The sequence below is a fragment of the Streptomyces sp. NPDC050806 genome (assembly GCF_055586425.1).
On sequence record NZ_JBVJIF010000004.1, the window covers coordinates 20,093 to 39,915 of the forward strand.

The 19,823-nt window shown below is 72.7% G+C and carries 20 protein-coding genes and 1 pseudogene; 8 read left to right on the top strand and 13 right to left on the bottom strand.

Features of this window, described 5'->3' with window-relative positions; genetic code table 11:
• Positions 1-13: 13 nt before the first annotated feature.
• The gene (gene gntA / locus ACZ6WH_RS12925) at positions 14-706 is read right to left on the bottom strand and encodes a guanitoxin biosynthesis heme-dependent pre-guanitoxin N-hydroxylase GntA (RefSeq protein ID WP_432862217.1); all 693 of its coding nucleotides are present in this window, start codon (positions 704-706) and stop codon (positions 14-16) included.
• A 393-nt stretch (positions 707-1,099) separates the two neighbouring features.
• A complete protein-coding gene (locus ACZ6WH_RS12930) occupies positions 1,100-2,137 on the bottom strand; it encodes an alpha/beta fold hydrolase (RefSeq protein WP_469728047.1) in 1,038 nt (345 codons plus the stop codon).
• A gap of 414 nt (positions 2,138-2,551) precedes the next feature.
• Between ACZ6WH_RS12930 and ACZ6WH_RS12935 the strand changes: the two genes are divergently transcribed.
• Complete coding sequence (locus ACZ6WH_RS12935) at positions 2,552-2,830, top strand: DUF6355 family natural product biosynthesis protein (protein WP_469728049.1); 279 nt, start codon at positions 2,552-2,554, stop codon at positions 2,828-2,830.
• An 87-nt stretch (positions 2,831-2,917) separates the two neighbouring features.
• Here the strand turns inward: ACZ6WH_RS12935 and ACZ6WH_RS12940 are convergent.
• Positions 2,918-3,555, bottom strand: a pseudogene (locus ACZ6WH_RS12940) (LysE family translocator).
• 22 nt (positions 3,556-3,577) lie between these two features.
• On the bottom strand, positions 3,578-4,036 hold the full coding sequence (locus ACZ6WH_RS12945) for a nuclear transport factor 2 family protein (RefSeq protein WP_469728050.1): 459 nt from the start codon (positions 4,034-4,036) through the stop codon (positions 3,578-3,580).
• Between the two features lie 123 nt (positions 4,037-4,159).
• Here ACZ6WH_RS12945 and ACZ6WH_RS12950 point away from each other — a divergent pair, with 123 nt between their 5' ends.
• Positions 4,160-4,735, top strand: a complete 576-nt coding sequence (locus tag ACZ6WH_RS12950; protein WP_469728052.1) for a TetR/AcrR family transcriptional regulator — start codon at positions 4,160-4,162, stop codon at positions 4,733-4,735.
• Here ACZ6WH_RS12950 and ACZ6WH_RS12955 read toward each other — a convergent pair.
• Entirely contained in the window at positions 4,732-5,349 is a 618-nt protein-coding gene (locus ACZ6WH_RS12955; RefSeq protein ID WP_469728053.1) for a TetR/AcrR family transcriptional regulator, read from the bottom strand. The two genes, ACZ6WH_RS12950 and ACZ6WH_RS12955, sit on opposite strands and share 4 nt — an antisense overlap.
• Positions 5,350-5,496: 147 nt before the next feature.
• Between ACZ6WH_RS12955 and ACZ6WH_RS12960 the strand changes: the two genes are divergently transcribed.
• On the top strand, positions 5,497-6,426 hold the full coding sequence (locus ACZ6WH_RS12960; protein ID WP_469728055.1) for an alpha/beta fold hydrolase: 930 nt from the start codon (positions 5,497-5,499) through the stop codon (positions 6,424-6,426).
• A 218-nt stretch (positions 6,427-6,644) separates the two neighbouring features.
• On the top strand, positions 6,645-7,925 hold the full coding sequence (locus ACZ6WH_RS12965) for a family 16 glycosylhydrolase (RefSeq protein WP_469728057.1): 1,281 nt from the start codon (positions 6,645-6,647) through the stop codon (positions 7,923-7,925).
• Positions 7,926-7,997: 72 nt separating this feature from the next.
• On the opposite strand, the gene ACZ6WH_RS12970 is transcribed toward ACZ6WH_RS12965, so the two are convergent.
• Entirely contained in the window at positions 7,998-8,693 is a 696-nt protein-coding gene (locus tag ACZ6WH_RS12970; RefSeq protein WP_469728940.1) for an alpha/beta hydrolase, read from the bottom strand.
• 213 nt (positions 8,694-8,906) lie between these two features.
• Here ACZ6WH_RS12970 and ACZ6WH_RS12975 point away from each other — a divergent pair, with 213 nt between their 5' ends.
• Positions 8,907-9,302, top strand: coding sequence for a tautomerase family protein (locus ACZ6WH_RS12975; protein WP_432862191.1), 396 nt, complete (start codon positions 8,907-8,909; stop codon positions 9,300-9,302).
• A 16-nt stretch (positions 9,303-9,318) separates the two neighbouring features.
• Here the strand turns inward: ACZ6WH_RS12975 and ACZ6WH_RS12980 are convergent, their stop codons facing one another.
• Entirely contained in the window at positions 9,319-10,293 is a 975-nt protein-coding gene (locus ACZ6WH_RS12980) for an MBL fold metallo-hydrolase (protein WP_469728059.1), read from the bottom strand.
• A gap of 217 nt (positions 10,294-10,510) precedes the next feature.
• Complete coding sequence (locus ACZ6WH_RS12985) at positions 10,511-12,169, bottom strand: catalase (protein ID WP_469728061.1); 1,659 nt, start codon at positions 12,167-12,169, stop codon at positions 10,511-10,513.
• 403 nt (positions 12,170-12,572) lie between these two features.
• Between ACZ6WH_RS12985 and ACZ6WH_RS12990 the strand changes: the two genes are divergently transcribed.
• Positions 12,573-13,163 carry a TetR/AcrR family transcriptional regulator gene (locus ACZ6WH_RS12990; RefSeq protein ID WP_469728063.1) on the top strand — a complete coding sequence of 197 codons (591 nt, stop codon included), beginning with the start codon at positions 12,573-12,575 and terminating at the stop codon, positions 13,161-13,163.
• Between the two features lie 24 nt (positions 13,164-13,187).
• Here the strand turns inward: ACZ6WH_RS12990 and ACZ6WH_RS12995 are convergent, their stop codons facing one another.
• A complete protein-coding gene (locus ACZ6WH_RS12995; RefSeq protein ID WP_469728064.1) occupies positions 13,188-13,886 on the bottom strand; it encodes a TetR/AcrR family transcriptional regulator in 699 nt (232 codons plus the stop codon).
• Between the two features lie 108 nt (positions 13,887-13,994).
• Between ACZ6WH_RS12995 and ACZ6WH_RS13000 the strand changes: the two genes are divergently transcribed.
• Positions 13,995-14,921: an alpha/beta fold hydrolase gene (locus ACZ6WH_RS13000; protein WP_469728066.1), complete on the top strand. Its 927-nt coding sequence runs from the start codon at positions 13,995-13,997 to the stop codon at positions 14,919-14,921.
• Between the two features lie 143 nt (positions 14,922-15,064).
• The gene (locus ACZ6WH_RS13005) at positions 15,065-15,763 is read left to right on the top strand and encodes a lysophospholipid acyltransferase family protein (protein WP_432862175.1); all 699 of its coding nucleotides are present in this window, start codon (positions 15,065-15,067) and stop codon (positions 15,761-15,763) included.
• Positions 15,764-15,837: 74 nt separating this feature from the next.
• Here ACZ6WH_RS13005 and ACZ6WH_RS13010 read toward each other — a convergent pair whose 3' ends face one another.
• The 4 genes from ACZ6WH_RS13010 to ACZ6WH_RS13025 form a co-directional block, all read right to left on the bottom strand.
• A complete protein-coding gene (locus ACZ6WH_RS13010) occupies positions 15,838-17,418 on the bottom strand; it encodes an alpha/beta hydrolase (protein WP_469728068.1) in 1,581 nt (526 codons plus the stop codon).
• A gap of 110 nt (positions 17,419-17,528) precedes the next feature.
• Positions 17,529-18,362: an urease accessory protein UreD gene (locus ACZ6WH_RS13015; RefSeq protein ID WP_469728070.1), complete on the bottom strand. Its 834-nt coding sequence runs from the start codon at positions 18,360-18,362 to the stop codon at positions 17,529-17,531.
• Positions 18,359-19,060, bottom strand: coding sequence for an urease accessory protein UreG (gene ureG, locus ACZ6WH_RS13020; protein WP_361561718.1), 702 nt, complete (start codon positions 19,058-19,060; stop codon positions 18,359-18,361). The genes ACZ6WH_RS13015 and ureG overlap by 4 nt, the downstream gene beginning before the upstream one ends.
• Positions 19,061-19,116: 56 nt before the next feature.
• Positions 19,117-19,791, bottom strand: coding sequence for an urease accessory protein UreF (locus ACZ6WH_RS13025; protein ID WP_432862166.1), 675 nt, complete (start codon positions 19,789-19,791; stop codon positions 19,117-19,119).
• Positions 19,792-19,823 lie beyond the last annotated feature (32 nt).

Here is a 19,823-nt window from a genome sequence, read left to right on the forward strand (position 1 = left end):
CGTCTCGCGCTGCTTACAGTGCCGAGACCGTCGTCAGCTCGCGCTCTTCCTCGCGCTGCCTTGCGGCGAAGGGGCACTGCCAATCGGCGGGCTTGGGGCGGCCGGAGTAACGGCGGGCTTCGGAAAGCTGCTCGTACTCGTACAGATTCGGATTGATATCGCCCTGCAGCTTGATGTCCTGCTTGCGTATCTTGTCCGCCAGCCGGTCCCACATGCCGGCGCCCTTGATGCTGGCGAACTGCTCGTGGGAATTGAAGGCCAGCATCGGGAAGGGAGGCCGACGGCCCCAGCGGCGGTGGGTCTCGTGCAGGCCGATCACGAAGAAGGGATGGCCGGCCACGGAGAACGCGAACTCACCGGACTGCGGATCGGACGAATAGCCCTCGGCCCAGCGATGGCTTTCCGCGTCCTGTTCGTGGAGCAGCTGCAGCTGTTCCCAGAGCAGCTCTTCGAACCGCAGCTCATCGACCCCGCGGGGCTCCTCGAAGGTCGCGATGAAGCTGGTGAAGGTGCGGGCGCTCCAGTCCGCCGAGCCGACGAATTCCGCGAGATCCAGAGCCATCAGCCGGGCGGAATCCTCGGTACCCATCCGGTCGTAGTGCCGGTGCGTTATACCGCCCCGACGCCAGGCCGAACGGCCTGCCAGGCAGGCGAACCGGTCGCCCAGCATGAACTCCTCGACCTCACCACGCGCATCCGTCGTCATGGCCAGCCTTCCTTCCAATTACGTGCCTCCTCAAAGGCAGCCGTTCCTGCGTGCGTACGAATGCGCCCACCCTGTACCGGCGGCTCCCGGGATCCGCGTGCGAGGGCAAGTCGTCGCCGCACGCGGGCAGGACCGAGTCCGCTGAGAACGGGGAAGGGTCGCTGAGTGATTGTGACGGCCAAAGGCCGGTCAAAGAAAATCCGCGGGAAAATTGCCGACGACGAATCGCTCACATCTCGGGACGACCACGGCGTTTCACGGACGGTGAGCGAGTGATTCGGGCGTGGCGGACGGGCCGGAGGCGGCCGGCGTCCCACGAACGGGACCCGGTGCGGGGAGCCGTGGAGCGAGAGCCGGTACCTTCCCCGGGACCTCCCGGCGGCAGGCCGCGGGTCAGGTGGCGCTGCGCTCGCTCTCGCTGTGGAGTTCGCGTGCGACGGCGCGGTTGCGGGCGTCGTCCGGCCGCCCGGCGGCGCTGCCGGGGCGGCCCGCCCTGAGCAGCTCGCGCCATCGTTCGGGGCTCCAGTCGGCCGGCCGGGTCGTGGCGAGGAAGTGCTCCACCGTGGCCAGGAAGCGGGCCGGATCCGCGGTGAAGGGGAAGTGCCCGGCGCCGTCGAAGACCTCCAGCCGGCTGCCGGGCATCGCGGCGTGCGCGCGGTGGGCGTGCCGTACGGGGATCACACCGTCCCGCGCGCCCCACAGGAGCAGCGTCGGCATGCCCTCGGCCAGGTAGCAGCGGTCCAGCATGGTGACGACCTGGCCCCGCCAGTCGACCACCGCCCGCAGGGTGTGGACGAAGGCGCTGCGGGACGCCGCGTCCGGCAGCGCGTCGACCAGCCGCATCAGGACCGCAGCGTCCTGGCCGAGGTCGGTGCCGAGGGTCCTGAGCAGCCCGAGGGCCAGCCGGGTCTGGCAGCGCATGCCCGGCAGGCCGAGCACCGAGAGCAGCGCGGCCGCCACCGGCATCGACACGACCCGCAGGACGGGGGTGACCTCCCGCCCCACTCCCCCGGCGCTGACCAGCACCAGGCGCTCGGTGCGCTCCGGGAACTGGTACGCGAACTGCATGGCCACCCCGCCCCCGAGCGAGTGCCCGATGAGGCTCGCCCGGTCGATGCCGAGCACGCCGAGCAGGTCGCGGATGCCGTTGGCGTAGGCGGCCACGGAGTAGTCGGCGCGGGGCTTGTCCGAGGCGCCGTGGCCGAGCAGGTCGGGGGCGATGACCGTGTGGTTCCGGGCGAGCGCCGGGATGATGCCGGCCCAGGTCGCCGAGGAGTCGCCGATGCCGTGGACGAGGACGACGGCGGGGCCGCGGCCCGCGCAGCGGTAGGCGCGGCGGTAACCGTGCACCACGTGGTAGCGCAGCTCCACGTCGTCGGGCACGGCGGCGTGCAGCCGCCCCGCGCGGGGCGGACGCGGTCCGATGGCCACGGGCACCACCTTCCCGGGCAGGCCGGCAGGGTCCGCGTACGAGCGTAGAAGCTGTCGCGCCCCCGCACCGTTACCCGAGCGTTTCCCGTCCGCTCCGCCGCCCGGCCCGCGGGGTCCGCCGCGGTGATGGCCGGCGCGCACGGCGTGCTTCCCGGCCGTGCTCCCGCGTGGCGGGAGGCGCCGAACGGCGTGTTCGCCCCGGACCGGCAGGCGCGGCGCGGGTACGGCCGGAGTACGCCCCGCGGCTCGATGCTCCTGGCCGGCGGTATGACGAATAGCTGTGCACGATCTGATGGTTCGCCTCACTCGTCCGGGCGAGATCGACTGACACCCCCACACGAATGGCGCAACGCTCGTCGCACGACCGAGTCACCCACTGCTCGGCCCTGGATTCTCTCAACAAGGAGTTCCGCCATGAGCGTTCGCCGTTTCCTGACCGGTGCCATCGGCGCCGCGGCCCTCGTCCTCGGCATGTCCGTCGCGGCCGCCCCCGGCGCGGCCGCCGACCCCTGCGGCTTCTACGAGACCGGCAGCGACGCGTACTACAACCACTGCACGAACGACGGCTCGCACGTGGTCGTCGAGGTGGAGGTGTGGGGCCCCAACTACGAGCGCTGCGTGGGCCCCGGCGTGACCTGGCTGGGCTCCTCCGGGAAGATCGACGGCGCGCACTACGTCGGCCGCACCTGCTGATCCGGTACGACGGCGGGGCCGGCCGGCGGAAGCCGCCGGTCCCGCTCTCCCGCCGGTGCCGGAGTACGACGGACACGGCGTGCGGGTTCAGTCCTTGCGGCCTGTCGCGGCGACCGTGACGCCCAGGCCGATCATGGCGAGCCCGCCCACGCCACCGACCGCCGCGAGCCGCCGCGGCGAGCGGGCGAACCAGCTGCGCGCCGCGGCGGCACCCAGGCCCCATACGCTGTCGGAGGCCACCGCGATGGCGTTGAAGACCAGCCCGAGCAGCAGCATCTGCGCCACGACGTGCCCCTGCCCGCGGTCCACGAACTGCGGCAGCACGGCGGCGAAGAACACGATCGTCTTGGGGTTGGCCACACCGACCGCGAACCCCTCGCCCAGCGTGCGCAGGATGCCGTGCGCGGGCCCGTCACCGGCGAACGCGGCTGTCAGGGACCGCCGTTGCGCACCGCCTTGACGCCGAGGCACACCAGGTACGCGGCCCCCACGAGCTTCAGGGCCGTGAAGACGAGGAGCGAGCGCTCCACCACCGCCCCGATCCCGAAGGCCACGGCCACGACGAGGACGTACGCACCGAGTGTGTTCCCCACGACCGTCGTCAGCGCGGCCCGGCGCCCCTGCGCCGGCGCCCGCCCGACCACGAACAGCACACTGGGGCCGGGCACCACGATCAGCAGCAGGGACATGAGCGCGAAGGCCGGCAGCCGGTCGGTGGACACCATGGCACTCAGGTAAGCAGCCGGATCACCAAATGGGGAGCGAATTTCGCTCGCCGACCGGGCGCGGGCCGGACAGCCGCCGGTCCTCCGCGCCGATGCGGACGTCGTTGATGCTCGCCTCCCGGCGGCGCATCAGCCCGTTCTCGGCGAACTCCCACAGTTCGTTGCCGTAGGAGCGCCACCACTGGCCGGCCGCGTCACGGCACTCGTACTGGAAACGGACCGCGATCCGGTCGCCCTCGAAGGCCCACAGTTCCTTGCGCAGTACGTAGTCCAGCTCCCGGGCCCACTTCTCCCGCAGGAAGGCCGTGACCTCGTCCCGCCCGGTGAGGTACCGGTCGCGGTTCCGCCAGACGGTGTCCTCGGTGTAGGCGAGCGCGACACGTTCGGGATCGCGGGTGTTCCACGCGTCCTCCGCGGCCCGGACCTTCTGTCGCGCGGTCTGCTCGTCGAAGGGCGGGAAGGGGGGCCGAGCTGCTGACATGGCGTCTCCTGTCGTCGTGCGTCCTCACGCACCGGTGCGCACCGATGGAGAACCAACGTTCTCCACGTCTCTCGACTACCCTGGAGAACGTACGTTCTCCGCGGCCGGGGGAGGGGAGAAGCCGTGCATCATGACGAGGCCCGCACCCGGCTGCTCGACGCCGCCGACCGGCTGTTCTACGAGCGCGGCGTCCAGGCCGTGGGCATGGACGAGCTCCGCACCGCCGCCGGGGTGTCGTTGAAGCGGCTGTACCAGTGTTTTCCCGCGAAGCGCGAGCTGGTGGAGGCGTATCTGCGGCGCCGCGACGAGCGCTGGCGCGCCGCCCTGGCCGAGTACGTCGCCGCGCACGGGGCCACACCGGCGGACAGGGTGCTGGCGTTGTTCGACTGGCTGGAGGAGTGGTTCGCCGGCCCCCGCTTCCGCGGCTGCGCCTTCGTCAACGCGTACGGCGAACTGGGCGCGGTCTCGGACGGTGTGGCCGGGGCCGCACACGACCACAAGTACGCCGTCCGGGGGTACACGACCGGGCTCGCGGCCGCCCTGGGGGCCGCCGAACCGGACGTACTGGGCGGTCAGTTGGCGCTGCTGATCGACGGCGCCGGCACCACGGCCGCGATCAACGGCGACCCGTCGGCCGCCCGCCTCGCCCGCGACACGGCCGCGGCCCTCCTCGCGGCCGCGGCGCCCGCCGGCTCCTAGTCGCCGCCCCGCGCGGCCGGGAAGATCCGGTCCAGGTGGTGGTCGAGGACGGCGGTGGCGGACCGGGGAGTGCGCTGGCCGACGAGGACGCTCGTGCCGAGCCCCGCGGACAGGGCGAGCAGGCCGGCCGCCTCCATCCGCGCGTCCAGGTCCTCCGGCGTGCGCCCGGTGTCCCACGCCTGCTGGAGCAGGCCGGCGAGGGTGTCCTCCGCCGCGTCGGGGTTCTTCAGGAACGGCTGGGCCGCGAGCGCCTCGTCGGTCACGGCCAGCACGGCGTACGAGGTGTAGAGGAGGTGGAAGGTGCGGCTCTCCTCGTCGGTCGGCAGCGCCGCCTTCAGCAGCGCCTCGACCGTCGCGCGCGGTCCGGGCTCAGCGCCGGCGTCCCGGACCCGGGCGGCGACCCGTGCGCCGAACCCCTCGACCAGGTGCTGCAGCCCGTGGAGCAGCAGCTTCTCCTTGGTCTCGAAGTAGTACTGCACCAGCCGCAGCGACACCCCCGCCTCCGCGGCCACGTCGCGCATTCCCACCGCGTGCAGTCCGCGCCGCCCGGCGACCCGGACCAGGGCCTCGGCGATCTCGGCGCGCCGTACGTCGTGGTCCACGCGTCTGGGCATTGCCGCGCCTCCGCTCACCGATGTGTCCGCCTGCCGTCGTGCGGCGGGCCGCACCGGAGCGGGCCCGCCTTTTGATGATACGCCTGTACCACCATCATGGTACGGTCGTATCACAAAAACTGGACGCTCCCCCGGAGGTGGCCGACCATGCCCGAGACCACGACCCGCGCCCGGAAGGACGTCGGCCGCTACGTGAACGACGCCCTGCGCGACCGCTACTTCGCCGCCTGCGACGCGGTGTTCGCGCTGGGGGCACGGGCGTGCGCGGAGACGGACGTGGAGACGGCCTTCGGCACCACGCACGTGTACCGGTACGCCCCCGAGGACCCGGCCGCGCAGGCCCGCACCCCGGTCGTCCTGGTGCACGGCGCGGGCAGCTGCTCCGCCATGTGGTACCCCAACACCCCGGCGCTCAGCACCGATCGGCCCGTCTACGCGATCGACACCCCCGGCGACCCGGGCCGCAGCGTGCAGCGCGCGCCCCTGCACCGGCCGGAGCGGGCCGCGCAGTGGCTGGACGAGACGCTGGCCGGGCTCGGGCTGGACCGGGTGCACCTCGTCGGCGCCTCCTACGGCGGCTGGCTGGCCCTGAACCAGGCGCACCGCGGGCCCGGCCGGCTCGCCTCGGTCACCCTGCTCGATCCGGGCGGCCTGGAGAAGGTGGGCCTGCGCTTCTTCGTCTGGATCTTCGCCGGCCTCTTCGCGACCTTCGCACCCAAGGCGCTCCGGCCACGGCTGGCCGCCCGGCTGGAGCAGCCGGTCCTCGTCGTGCCCGAGCTGCGCGCGATGATCAGGGCCGGCGTCCGCGCCCACCGCATCCGCCGCCCGGCCCCGCTGCCGCTCACCGACGACGAACTCCGCACTCTCCGCACCCCTCTCCTCCTCCTGCTGGGCCGGCGGAGCCTCCTCGTGCATCCGCGGCGGCAGGCCGAGCGTGTCCCGCGGCTGGTGCGGGGTGCCCGTGCCGAGATCGTCACGGACACCGGCCACGGGCCGTGGATCGATCACGCGGAGCAGATGAACGCCCGGATGCTCGCCTTCATGGACACGGTCGACTCGCGGCCGCCGGCCGGGTAACCGGCCCATGCCCGGGGCCACTTCTTCGAGAGCGCTCTCACCAACTTATTGACAGGCTCGCGCCAACAGCGCTTCACTTCCCGAAGACACGACAGGTCCGGACCAAATCGGACTGCACCCACCCGCACCGGTCGGCGTCCCTCGCGCCCCTCGTACGGCCGAGCCCTCGTCCGGCCGCGCGGTCACCCCTCCCCGCCCCCACACCCCGAGGGAGTCAGATGTCCCTACGCGTGCCCATACCGAAACACCGGCGCTTCCTTCGCGGCACGGCGCTGGCCGCCGCCGCGCTCACCGCCGCGCTGAGCTGGGCGCCCGGCTCCGCCGTCGCGGCGGCCCCGCCCGCCGAACGCACCGCGTCGACCCAGGCGGTGACCTTCGAGGACAACTTCGACGGCCCGGCCGGATCGGCCGTGGACGGCGGCAAGTGGCAGGTGGAGACCGGCGACAACGTGAACAATCACGAGCGCCAGTACTACACCGCCGGCAACTCCAACGCCGCCCTGAACGGCCAGGGGCAGCTGGTCATCACCGCGCGCAAGGAGAACCCCAACAACTACCAATGCTGGTACGGCCGTTGTGAGTACACCTCGGCCCGGCTCAACACCTCCGGGAAATTCACCGCGCAGTACGGCCACGTCGAGGCCCGGATGAAGGTACCGCGCGGCCAGGGCATGTGGCCGGCGTTCTGGATGCTCGGCAACGACATCGGCCAGGTCGGCTGGCCGAACAGCGGCGAGATCGACATCATGGAGAACGTCGGCTTCGAGCCCGGTACGGTGCACGGCACCCTCCACGGCCCCGGCTACTCCGGCAGCGGGGGCATCGGCGCCGGGTACACCCTCCCGAACGGCCAGGCCTTCGCCGACGCCTTCCACACCTTCGCCATCGACTGGGCGCCGGACTCCATCACGTGGTCCGTGGACGGCAACGTCTACCAGCGCCGCACCCCCGCCGACCTCGGCGGCAAGCAGTGGGCGTTCAACAAGCCGTTCTTCCTCATCCTCAACCTCGCCGTCGGTGGCTACTGGCCGGGCGACCCCGACGGGTCGACGTCCTTCCCCCAGCAGCTCGTCGTCGACCACGTCAAGGTCACCACCTCCGACAGCGCCGGCACCACCGGCACCTTCCGGGGGCTGTCCGGCAAGTGCCTGGACGTGGCCGGCGCCAACACCGCCAACGGCACGACCGTGCAGCTCGCCAACTGCAACGGCAACGCCGCGCAGCGCTGGACGACGGGCTCCGACAGCACCGTACGGGCGCTCGGCAAGTGCCTCGACGCCGCGAGCGCCGGTACGGCGGACGGCACCCGTGTACAGCTGTGGGACTGCAACGGCACGGGCGCACAGCGGTGGTCGTACAACGCGTCGAGCAACGACCTGGTCAACCTCCCCGCGAACAAGTGCTTGGACGTCGTCGGCAACAACCCGGCGGACGGCACGCCGACACAGATCTGGACGTGCACGGGCGCGGCGAACCAGAAGTGGTCGCTGGTGACATGAGGTAAGAGCATCGCGGCGCGCTGTCGCGGACGACTGCCTTCAACAGTCGTACGCGGCGGCGCGTTCCGCATGTCACCACTCCAGCGGGCTCGGCGCCTCCGTCCCACCCTCACCGGACAGCCGCTCCGCCACCGTCGGCGGCAGCGGCGTGGACCCCAGAAGGCCCGTGACGAGCGAGACGGTGAGCCGGTGCCAGTCGCCGGCTCTGCGCAGCATGGGGTGGTCGCCGCCCCGCATCGTCACGGTGCACGGGCGAGCGCCCGCTTCGGCGGCCCGGGCGGCGAACCGCCAGGAGTCGCGCGGATCGGTCGTCCGGTCCCGGTCGCCGTGCACGAGGACCAGGCGGCGGCCGTCCAGGTGCGCCACCGGCTCACCGGTGGGGCACCAGGGGGCGAGGGCCACGACGGAGCGCACGAGCGGATGCCCGGCGGCCCGCAGTGCCGCACGGCCGCCCATGGAGTGCCCGACCAGCACGATGGGCACCTCCCCCACCCGCCGGACCAGCTCGTCGACCGCGCGCCGGGCGTCCCGCGCCGCGTCCTCCCGGTCGCCGTTCCACCCGCGGTGGCGGTACCGCACCTCCCCCACGAACACACTGTCCGCCGCCGTCGCCCGCGCGATCGCCCGGGTGAAGGGGCGCATGCGGGCGGCCGCCAGGTTTCCCCGCCGGGGCGCGTCGAGCCCCTCCTCCCGCCCGCCGTGGAGCACGAGCACCGCGGCCGCCGCCGTCCGGGCCGTGGCTGCCCGCGTCACCAGCGCGGAATCCACGCCGCGCACCCCCGTCTCCTGCACCGTTCCCGCCTCGCCTCGCTCGTCGACATCTGTCGGCCAGTCCTGCCCACGATGCCCGCACCTCAAGCAGAACGCCCTCCCCCAGGCGCCGCCCCGGTCGGCGGCGCACTCCTTCCACCCTTCTGTAACTACTAGTATGTACGTCCCGAGGATCGAGCCCCGGTCCCCCGCCCCCCGAGGAGAAACCCCATGCCACTGGTCCGTATCGACGCGATGGGCACCGCCGGCGAGCGCCTCGACGCGCTCGGCCGCGCCGTGCACGACGCCCTCGTGGAAACGCTCGGCTTCCCGCCCGACGACCGCTTCCAGATCCTGACCGGCCACGACGGTACGCACAGCACACTGCGCTACGACGACTACCTCGGCGTGCACCGCGACGACGGCATCGTCTACGTCGCCCTCACCATGCGCGCGGGACGTAACCCCGAGGAGAAGAAGGCGCTGTACCGGCGCATCGCCGAACTGGCCCACGAGTACGCCGGGACCGAACCGCGGAACGTGTTCATCACGCTCACCGAAAACGCACCGGTCGACTGGTCACTCGGCAACGGCGAGGCGCAGTACGCCGCTTCCCCACCCGCTTGACCGGGCCCGCACGGCGTCAGGACGCGTCGGCGAGCCGGCCGCGGAGCATGGACTCCATGACCGCCAGGTAGCGGTCCGTCCGCCGGCGGCCGAGGACGAAGGGGTTCGGGCCGTCGGGCGCCGCACGGAGCTGCTCGGCGCGCTGGAGGCCGTGGTCGTTGGGGTGGTTGGAGAGTTCCACGTCGGCGCCCGCCCGGCGCGTCCGGTGCCGGAAGGTGCGGAGGGACGCCAGGTAGGCGCGGAGCTCGGCGGGCGTGCCGGGCGGGTTGGTGCCGCCCCACAGCATGGCCGTGTGCCGCGCGCGACCCGCCCGTACCGGGAGGACCGGCGAGACGGTGCCCGGGGTGTGGCCGGGAGTGCGGTGCAGCCGGATCGTCGTGCCGCCGAGCGCGAGGCGCTGCCCGTCCGTGATCTCCAGGTCCCGGTCGGGGGCGTGGTCCGGTCGGGTGCGGGCGACGAGGTCCCAGTCGGCGGGCGTCATCAGTACGCGAGTCCCGTAGCGGTCGGCCAGGTACTGGGCACCGCCGATGTGGTCCGCGTGGCCGTGGGTGGCGATGACGTACTTGATGGTCTCCGGGCGGGCGCCCAGCTCGCGGAGCCCGCCGACGATGATGCTCTCGGCCTCCGCCGGAGAGGTGAGCGCGTCGATCAGTACGATCCCGTCGTCGGTCAGCACCGCCATGGCGGAGACCCAGCCCGCGCTCAGGAAGGCGAGGTTGTCGAAGAGCCGGAGCGGGGCCGGCGCGGGCGGCCGGGGGAACTCGACACCAGGGGCCAGGGCCGATGCGACGGCACGCAGGACCGGGTCACGTCCGGCGAGCCTGCGGGCCCGGTCGTAGTGCGCCTGCGCGTCCTCCCCGGCGGCCAGGGCCGGCGCGGCGAGGGCCGGCGTGGCGGCGCCCGCGGCGAGGCCGAGGGCGGCCAGCTGTCCGAAGCGACGCCGCGAGAGCTGTCGGCCGGCTGCTCCGTCATGGCGGTACGAGGACGTCATGGGCATCTCCCGGGCCGTGACCGGCAGATGAGTGGCGCCGGCAGGTGAGTGGCGGCCCGGCACCGGTGCCGGACCGCGCCCACGATACGGGAGCACCCACGGGGGACGGGTGCGTTCCGCCCGGCCGGAGCCGCCTGTGATGCCGGCCGGGGCGCGGCCCGCCGGTCGCCCGGCGGGCCGCGCCCGAGAGCGTCGTCCGCGCGGTCACGGGTGCCCGTCAGCGGGTGACGACATGCCGTTCGTCGGGGACGCAGTGCGTCATGGTCAGGCCGGAGACGTCACGCGGCGGGTTGTCGCCGAGGTTCGACAGCCGCTTGCGGTCCTCGTCCGTCAGGTCCTGGCCGGCCAGCGGCTTCAGGTGGGTGACGTCCTGCGGGCCGATGCCCAGGCCCTTGCCGACGCGCAGGCCCAGGTCGTTCTCGACCAGCAGGAAGTGCCACACCATCCGCTCCTGGACCGCGCGGTCGGCCTGGGAGATCAGGGTGATGAAGTTGTTCACCAGCTCGTCGCGCTCCCAGTCCTCCAGGAGGCAGTACCGCTGGCCCGCCTGGAGGTAGTCGTTGGCGCGCGGGATGCGCTTGCGGGTGAGCCGGCCCCGGATCTCCGGCCCCTGCTCGTCGTGGGTGGGGTACTGGCCCTCGTGCAGCCCGCCGGTGATCGACGGCTCGTAGTTGACCTCCGGGTTGCCCCCGTGCTGGTCCTGCTCGTACGCCATGAGGCCGTCGCGCTGGTTGGTGTGCACGGTGGCGTTCTTGGCACGGTTGACCGGCAGCTGGAGGTAGTTCGGGCCGACGCGGTACCGCTGGGTGTCGCTGTAGGAGAAGGTGCGTCCGACGAGCATCTTGTCGTCGGAGAAGTCCAGTCCGTCGACGAGGACGCCGGTGCCGAAGGAGATCTGCTCGTTCTCGGCGAAGTAGTTGTCCGGCATGCGGTTCAGCACCATCCGGCCGACGGGCTGCGGCGGGAAGTCCTGCTCCGGCCAGGTCTTGGTGTCGTCCAGCGGGTCGAAGTCCAGCTCGGAGTGGTCGTGGTCGTCCATCATCTGGACGAGCAGCTCCCACTCGGGGTATTCGCCGCGGCCGATCGCCTCGTACAGGTCCTTGGTCGCGTGACCGAGCTCCCCGGCCTGTACGTTGGCCGCGTCCTCCTCGGTCATGCTGCGTACGCCCTGCTTGGGCATCCAGTGGTACTTGACCAGGACGGTCTTTCCCTCGCCGTTGACCCACTTGTAGGTGTTGACGCCGAAGCCCTGCTGGTGGCGGTAGTCGGCGGGGATGCCGCGGGGGCTGAAGAGGTTGACGAGCATGTGCATCGACTCCGGGGTCTGCGACATGAAGTCGAAGATCCGGGCCGGCTTCTGCTCGTGCGTGACCGGGTCGGGCTTGAGCGCGTGGATGACGTCGGGGAACTTGATGGCGTCCCGGATGAAGAACACGCCCAGGTTGTTGCCGACCAGGTCCCAGTTGCCGTCCTCGGTGTAGAACTTCACCGCGAAACCGCGCGGGTCGCGGGCGGCCTCGGAGGAGTCCCGGCCGCCGATGACGGTGGAGAAGCGCACGGCCACGTCGGTGCGCTTGCCGGCCTCCTGGAACAGCTTGGCCCGGCTGTACCGGCCGATCGGCTCCTCGCCCCACTTCCCGTAGCTCTCGAAGTAGCCGTAGGCCGTCACACCGCGGGCGTGCACGACGCGCTCCGGGATGCGCTCCCGGTCGAAGTGGCTGATCTTCTCCAGGAACTGGTAGTTCTCCAGAGTGGCGGGTCCGCGCGCGCCGACCGTCCGCTGGTTCTGGTTGTCGTAGACCGGGTGGCCCTGACGGTTGGTCAGCACGGGGCGGTCGTCGCCGGGGGCCGGCCCCTGGCTTGCTACGTCTGTCACTGCTCTCGGTTTCCTTCAGCACTCGAAGGCGCTCGGTCCGCGCCGTACGGGTAGGGCTCGGGTTGAACAGGGGTACCCATTCGGGCGGAATCAGTGCAGAAGTTCACCATTTTGGCCTGCGCCCGGTCGGCGCAGCGGCGCTCACGGCCACGGCGCTCACGGTCACGGCGGGCACTGCCCGTGCCGCGCGCTCGGGAGAGACGCCTCCCGGCAAGGCCGGGACCGGGGCCGTCCGCCTCCCCCGGAGCGGACGGACCTGGTCCGGCACGCGCCCAGTCTGCGGGACCGGGCAGGGAATGTGGAAGTGGTTTCTAGAAAACAATTCCAGAAACCGGGTGTCCTATGCTGCCCGCAGCGGGACCATGAGGACACCGCCCCGTACGACACCGAGGACGGTCGCCCGATGAGCCCCAAGCAGCAGCGTGGCGAGGCCACCGTCGAGCAGGTCCTGGACGCCGCTCTCGGGGTGTACGCGGCCTCGGGCGAACCGGGCCTCACCGTCAGCGCGGTCACCGGAGCCAGCGGAGTCAGCCCGGGCAGCCTGTACCACCACTTCGGGAGCATCGACGGCCTGGTCACGGCGCTCACGCTGCGCTGGCTGGGGCGACTGCTCGACCGGCTGTCCGGGGAACTGGCGGGGACCCGCACCGCCCGGTCCGGGATCCGGGCCGTCGTCCGGGCCTATCTGGGTTTCCTCCGGGAGCATCCGGACGCGGCGCGGCTGGTGCACTCCGCGAGCGCCGACCGTTACGGCATGGCCCACGCCCCGCAGGTCCGTGCCGCCCAGGAGGCCCGGCTGTCGCCGATCGCCGACTGGATCAAGAGCCGTACCGACGCCGGCGAACTCGCCCCGCTGCCCGCCCCGTTGCTGGAGTCCCTGCTGCTCGGTCCCGTGATCGGAGTAGCCCGCCGCTGGCTCTCCGTCGGGGACGTCGACCTGGATGAGGCCGCCCGCATCCTCCCCGACCGCATCTGGCAGTCCGTACGCCCGTGAGCGCCGCCGCCCCGGCCGGGCGGTTCAGGGGGCGGGCCGCACGAGGCCGGTGAGTACGCGGTGCATCGTGCGCGCGAACAGTTCCTGCGGGTCCGCCGCCGGTCCCGGCGCGGCGTCATCGGCCAGGGCGGCCGCGAGGTGCGGGTGGTCGCCGCGGGCCGCCGCTTCGTTCAGGTAGGCGGCCTGCGCCGTCCGGCGGTCGGAGTCCGTGCGGGCACCCTGGAGTTCCGTCCGGGCGAACTGGGCGGTCAGGGCGTTCATCAGGGCGACGGCCTCCGTCTTCGCCCGGCCCGGCAGCCGGACGGGCGCCAGCGCCCGGAGCGCGTACTCCAGGTAGTCCAGCCCCCGGGGGCCCAGCCGGAGCGGTTCCGGCGGGATGTCGGACAGCCAGGGGTGCCGCAGGTGGACGGCCTTGGTCCGGACCGCCAGGGCGACCAGGTCCGCGACGGGGTCGCCGGAGAGCGGTTCCACGAGGTCGACCTCGCCGGTCACCGCGTCCGCCATGAGGTCGAGCAGATCCGCGCGGCCCGAGAGGTAGCGGTACAGGGATGCCTGGCCGGCGCCCAGCTCCCTGGCCACCTGACGCATCGTCACCGCCGCCAGGCCGCCGCCGTCGGCCAGCGCGACGGCGACCGCGGTCAGCTCCGCACGGCTGTGGGCGGCCGCCGGTCCGCGGGTGCCGCGTTCGGGCCGCGCCCAGACCGTCACAGGTTCCCCGGACACTCGCCCACCCACCCTCTCTTGACCGTCCCCGTCTTTCGGTGCACGTCTTTTCGGTGCATCCCTTACCCTAAAACCAAGAACACTGTTCGCAGTTTCAGGGAGGGGCTCGTGTCCTCATCACCGACGCGCCTGTGGAGCCCGGTACGCCGGGCCGAGAACGGCACGGTGCGGCTGGCCTACGACCGGCTGGCCGAAGGCGCCGACGGCGAGCCACTGCTGCTGGTCATCGGCCTGGGCGCCAACCGGCGGTGGGTTCCGGACGGGCTGTGCCGGACGCTGGCCGCACAGGGCTTCGCGGTGGCCCGTTACGACCAGCGCGACGGCGGGGAGTCGACCCACCTGCCGCCCACCACCACCCGCAATCCGATCTCGGCGCTGCTCCGCCGACGCGGAACGGCCTACACCGCCGAGGACATGGCGGACGACGCGGTCGCCGTCCTGGACGCCCTCGGCTGGCGGTCGGCGCACGTGCTGGGCGTCTCGCTCGGCGGCGCCGTCGCACAGCGCGTGGCGCTGCGGCACCCGGGCCGGGTGCGGACGCTGACCACCATGGCCTCCGTCCCCGGCGACGTCTCGGGGCTCCGGGCCCTGCGGTACGTACGGCTGGGGACGCTGGCGCACTTCGCCCGCCTGCGGTTTCCCGATACGCGGGAGGGGGCCGTGGCGGCCGGCGTCGCCGTCTCCCGTCTGCTCGCCTCGCCGCGCCGCCCCTTCGACGAGCGGGCCGCCCGGGAGGCGGCCGAGGGCAACGCCGACAGTGGCGTGCACGACCGGGAGGCGCAGAGCCGGCAGATCGGCGCGCAGTGGCACGGCCCGCCGATCAGCGCCGTCACCCGGCCCACGCTCGTTCTGCACGGCGCGGACGACCCGCTGATCAAACCCGCCGCCGGCAGGGCGATCGCGGCCCGGATCCGCGGCGCGCGGCTGGTGCTCCTGCCGGAGGTCGGCCATGAGCTTCCGGCGTGCGCGTGGGACGGCGTCGCCGCGGAGATCCGCGCGCTGGCCGACACGGAGAGCCCGGCCGCTCCGGGATGAACCCACCGCACCGATCCGGTATCCGTCCGGTTGTACGTGGTTACAGCTACCCGTTCACGCGCTTACACTTCTGACCCTCACAACACAGCTGACCTGCGGAAACGCTGACGTTCACCGCGGTCGGCAGAGGGAGGGACAAGGGCGTGTTCTACCAGGTGCTCAAGTACGTCTTCCTGGGCCCGCTGTTGCGGGTGGTCTTCCGGCCCAGGGTGGAGGGGCTGGAGCACATACCCGAGGAAGGGGCGGCGATCATCGCCGGCAATCACTTGTCCTTCGCCGATCACTTCGTGATGCCCGCGATCGTGCCGCGCAGGGTCACGTTTCTGGCCAAGTCCGAGTATTTCACCGGGCCCGGCCTCAAGGGGCGGCTGACGGCGGCGTTCTTCCGGGGCGTCGGGCAGATTCCGGTGGACCGGTCGGGCGGGAAGGCGTCGCGGGCCGCGATCCGGTCGGGGGTCAACGTGCTGCGCAAGGGGCGGCTGCTGGGGATCTACCCGGAGGGCACCCGGTCGCACGACGGGCGGCTCTACAAGGGCCGTACCGGCGTCGCCGCGATGGCGCTGGAGGCGGGGGTGAGGGTGGTGCCGTGCGCGGTGATCGGCACGTTCGAGGCCCAGCCGACCGGGCGGCGGCTGCCGCGCGCCATCCGCGTCACGATCCGTTTCGGGGAGCCGATGGACTTCTCCCGGTACGCGGATCTGTCGTCCGAGCACGCGGCGCTGCGGGCCGTCACCGACGAGATCATGTACGAGATCATGAAGCTGTCGGGGCAGGAGTACGTCGACCTGTACGCACCCGACGCGAAGGCCGCACAGCAGCAGGCGCACGGCGATCGGCGCTGATCCGCCGGACACGAGGCGGGGGCGCCCGGGATCGTCCCGGGCGCCCCCGCCTCCTCAGTGGTGACGGCAGCCGGTCACGGCTTGGGCGTGGCGTGCGGTGCGCAGGTCACGTCCTTGGCATCGGTCTTCCCGTGCACGAAGTACGCGTCGACGCGGTCGTTGATGCAGGGGTTGACCTGGCCGGTGACGCCGTGCGAACCGGCGTCCTTCTCGGTGATCATGCGCGAGCCGGCCAGCCGCTCGTGCAGCTCGACGGCGCCGTCGTACGGCGTCGCGGCGTCCCGGGTGCTCTGCACGATGAGGACGCCGGGCAGGCCCTTGCCGGTCTTGACGTTCACCGGGGTCTGCTGCTTCTCGGGCCACGTGGCGCAGGGCAGGTTCATCCAGGCGTTGGACCACGTCATGAACGGGGCCTTCTGGTGGATGCGGGTGTTGTCCCGGTCCCAGCGCTGCCAGCTCGTGGGCCACTTGGCGTCGTTGCACTCCACGGCCGTGTAGACGGCGTTGCTGTTCTCCGAGGCGATGTTGCCGGCCTTGTCGCTCATGTCGGGCGCGGCGTTGTCGATCAGCGGCTGCTCGTTCCCGGCGACGTACGCGCTCCACGCCTTGGCCACGGTGGCCCACATGGAGTCGTAGTACGGCGCGTTCTGGAAGAAGCCGGTGAGTTCGGCCGGGCCGACCTTGCCGCCGAGCGGGGCCTTCTTCGCGGCCGCGCGCAGCTTCTCCCACTGCGCCTGGACCTTCTCGGGGGTGTCGCCGATGTGGTACGTCGCGTCGTTCTTCGCGACCCACTTCTTCCAGTCGCCCCAGCGGGTCTCGAAGGCGACGTCCTGGTCGAGGTTGGCCTGGTACCAGACCTTCTCGCGCGAGGGGTTCACGACCGAGTCGACGAGCATCCGGCGCACGTGGTCGGGGAAGAGCGTGGCGTAGACGGCGCCGATGTACGTGCCGTAGGAGACGCCGAGGTAGTTGAGCTTCTTGTCGCCCAGGGCCGCGCGCACCACGTCCAGGTCACGGACGGTGTTGGGCGTCGTCATGTGCTTCAGCAGGCTGCCGCTGCGCTCCTTGCAGCCCTCGGCGTACTCCGCTGCGAGCTTGCGCTGGGCGCGCTTGTCGGCCTCGCTGTCCGGCACCGGGTCGGCCTTGGGTGCCTTGACGAACTCCTGCGGGTCCGCGCAGGAGATCGGGGACGAGTGGCCGACGCCGCGCGGGTCGAAGCCGACGAAGTCGTAGGCCTTGGCCATCTTGGCGTAGATCGGGTTCTTGGTCGTCACCCGGGTCGGGAAGCGGAGGCCGGAGCCACCGGGACCGCCGGGGTTGTAGACCAGGGAGCCCTGGCGCTCGCCCTTGGTGCCGGTGCTCCTGGCCCGGTCCACCGCGATCTTGATCTTCTTGCCGTTCGGCTTGGCGTAGTCGACCGGCACGGTCACGAACCCGCACTGGATCGGGTCGTCCAGGCCCCAGTCCTTGGGACAGGTCTGCCAGTCGACACCGGCATCGGCGGCGCGCGCCGCGGCGAGCTGCACGCCGCGGTCCTCGGCGGAGCCGCGCTGGTGGTTCACGCCGGCGCTGGCGGGCGTGGCGGCGATGGCGCCGGCTATGAGCGCGCCGGCCACCAGGCTCCCGGCTGCGCCGAACGCTGCTGTACGTCTCACGTGGTTGTTCCCCCTGCATGGTGCGCCACTTGTGGCGGCGATGATCACAGAGCTGCAGGGGGATCCTGTCTCGTACATCCGTCCGATGAAAAGACCGGGCGGCCTATTCTTTACCAACCCGTAGGAATCGCGGCCGCGTCGAGCAGGCGCCGGACGGCCAGTGCGTCCGGCGCGACGGCGGTGACCAGAGCGGCCGGCCCGGCGAGCGGCGTGACCACGGCCTGGCCCGTACCGTCCGGCGCCCCCAGGATCCGTACCGGCACGGGCCGCTCCTCGTACGCCGGGTCGACGACGAGCAGCTGGCCGACGGCGCGGTGTCCGGCGAGCACCGCGGCCGAGTCCCAGCCGGGCACTCCGGGGCCGTACGCGGTCTCCTGGTCCAGCAGGACCCGGCCGGCGCGCCGGACCGTCAGCCGCGCCGCGAGCCGGCCGGTGTCCTCACCGGCCCGGCCGAGCACCTGCTCCTCGCGCAGCACCAGCCGGGCGGTGGCCGCGAGATCGACGGTGGTGGTCTGGATCAGGTCGCTGCCGGCCGCGGTGATCAGCGGTTCGGGCAGCCAGTCCAGACGGGCCCCGTCGGCCACGTCCAGCGCCACGTCGTAGCGGGCCGTCCCCGGGTGGTGGCCGGGCAGCGCGAGGGTCGCGGCCGCCGCCGTGACCCGCAGGTCGCTGCCGGGCCCGGCGGCCGCCTCGATGCGCAGGTGGTCGCCGCCCACCGGCGCGCTCATGGCGCCGACCACGCAGACCCGGGCCGCCCCGTCGTGCGAGGTCAGCCGGCGCAGGGCCAGCGGCCCTTCACCGTCCAGCACCGGCAGCCGGGAGGCCCCGGACGGCGCGGCGACCGCGGTGATACGGGCGGTGGCGCGCAGTTGCCGGGCGGCCGGCGCCACGGTGGCGGGGACCGCGGGCGCGGCGGTGGCGGGCGGGGGCGGCGCGAGGGTCATGCCGGGCCCGCGGTCCACTCGGCGAGGCGCTCGCGGACCCAGTCGGCGACCGGGGCCACACCGTTCTCGGACTTGATCGCGGTGAAGGCGACGGGCAGCTCACCGCGCTGGGCCTTGGCGTCGCGCGCCATTCCCTCCAGGTCGGAGCCGACGTACGGGGCGAGGTCGGTCTTGTTGATGACGAGCAGGTCGGCGGTGGTGACGCCGGGGCCGCCCTTGCGCGGGATGTCGTCGCCGCCGGCCACGTCGATCACGAAGATCTGGAAGTCGACCAGGCCCTTGGAGAACGTGGCGGTGAGGTTGTCGCCGCCGGACTCCACCAGGACCAGGTCCAGCGGGCCGATCTCGTCCTCCAGGTCCTCCACTGCCTCCAGGTTGGCGGAGATGTCGTCGCGGATGGCGGTGTGCGGGCAGGCGCCGGTCTCCACGGCGGTGATCCGCTCGGGCGGCAGGACCGCCTCGCGGAGCAGGAACTCCGCGTCCTCACGGGTGTAGATGTCGTTGGTGACGACGGCGATGGAGAGGGTGTCGCGCAGAGCGCGGCAGAGCGCCGCCACGGTGGCGGTCTTGCCCGAGCCGACCGGGCCGCCCAGGCCGATGCGTACGGCACGGCGGGTGCCGTCGGGGCGCTTCGGGTCGGCGGCGCTGTAGGTGTGCCGGTGGGGGAACTTCTCGTCGAGGTCGTGGTCGAGGTGCATGGCAACTCCGTTGGTGCAGAAGGTCGTGTGTGCGGTGACGGTGCGTCACCGCACCGTCAGGAGGCGAACAGCCGTACCGGCCAGCCGGCGTGCTGCTCGGCGGTGATGTCCAGCAGCGGCGCCGAGCGGGCGGGCAGGACGGCGGTCCCCTCCAGCGGGACGCGTGCGGCGGCCTCAACCGCCTCGGCCACGACCGCGTCCATGCCGGGGGCGAGGCGCGCGAGGACCGCCGTCGCGTCGAAGGGGTCCAGGCTCAGCAGCCGTACGGCGGCGGTGGCCGGACCGCTCACCGTCTCGTAGGCGACGGCGTACGCGGCGTCCTCCGGTCCCAGGCCCGCCGAGCGCGCGGCCAGACCGAGGACGACGGGCTGGTGGGCGCCGCGGGGCCGGGCCGCGGCGAGCGCGTCCAGCTCCGCCGACGGCCAGGTCGCGCGGGCCGCCCGCATCATCTGGCGGCCCAGCTTGCGGGCGGTGGCCCGCAGGGCCGGTACCGGCGTACGGGCGTCCGCCGCTTCGTCCAGGGCGAGCGGGTCGCACCCGGCGGCGGCAGCGGCGGCCAGTCCGGCGGCGACCAGCCCGGCGGTGTGCAGGCGGCCGTGGCAGAACGCCGCGAGGGTGCGGGCGTCGGTGACACGGCCGGCGGCGACGGCCGGTTCGGCGCCGCCGGAGTGCGCGTGCCCGCCGGCCGGGAACCGCCCGTCGGCCAGGACCAGCAGTGCGGCGCGGCTCATCGGGCGGCCCGCTTCCGGCCGGTACGCCCGGC

Bases quoted from the DNA above. Each gene is read 5' to 3' on its own strand.
- ACZ6WH_RS12945 (WP_469728050.1), bottom strand. From the start codon at position 4,036: ATGTCAGCAGCTCGGCCCCCCTTCCCGCCCTTCGACGAGCAGACCGCG.
- ACZ6WH_RS12975 (WP_432862191.1), top strand. From the start codon at position 8,907: ATGCCACTGGTCCGTATCGACGCGATGGGCACCGCCGGCGAGCGCCTC.
- ACZ6WH_RS12980 (WP_469728059.1), bottom strand. From the start codon at position 10,293: ATGACGTCCTCGTACCGCCATGACGGAGCAGCCGGCCGACAGCTCTCG.
- ACZ6WH_RS12990 (WP_469728063.1), top strand. From the start codon at position 12,573: ATGAGCCCCAAGCAGCAGCGTGGCGAGGCCACCGTCGAGCAGGTCCTG.
- ACZ6WH_RS12955 (WP_469728053.1), bottom strand. From the start codon at position 5,349: ATGCCCAGACGCGTGGACCACGACGTACGGCGCGCCGAGATCGCCGAG.
- ureG (WP_361561718.1), bottom strand. From the start codon at position 19,060: ATGCACCTCGACCACGACCTCGACGAGAAGTTCCCCCACCGGCACACC.
- gntA (WP_432862217.1), bottom strand. From the start codon at position 706: ATGACGACGGATGCGCGTGGTGAGGTCGAGGAGTTCATGCTGGGCGAC.
- ACZ6WH_RS12935 (WP_469728049.1), top strand. From the start codon at position 2,552: ATGAGCGTTCGCCGTTTCCTGACCGGTGCCATCGGCGCCGCGGCCCTC.
- ACZ6WH_RS12965 (WP_469728057.1), top strand. From the start codon at position 6,645: ATGTCCCTACGCGTGCCCATACCGAAACACCGGCGCTTCCTTCGCGGC.
- ACZ6WH_RS12960 (WP_469728055.1), top strand. From the start codon at position 5,497: ATGCCCGAGACCACGACCCGCGCCCGGAAGGACGTCGGCCGCTACGTG.
- ACZ6WH_RS13025 (WP_432862166.1), bottom strand. From the start codon at position 19,791: ATGAGCCGCGCCGCACTGCTGGTCCTGGCCGACGGGCGGTTCCCGGCC.
- ACZ6WH_RS13015 (WP_469728070.1), bottom strand. From the start codon at position 18,362: ATGACCCTCGCGCCGCCCCCGCCCGCCACCGCCGCGCCCGCGGTCCCC.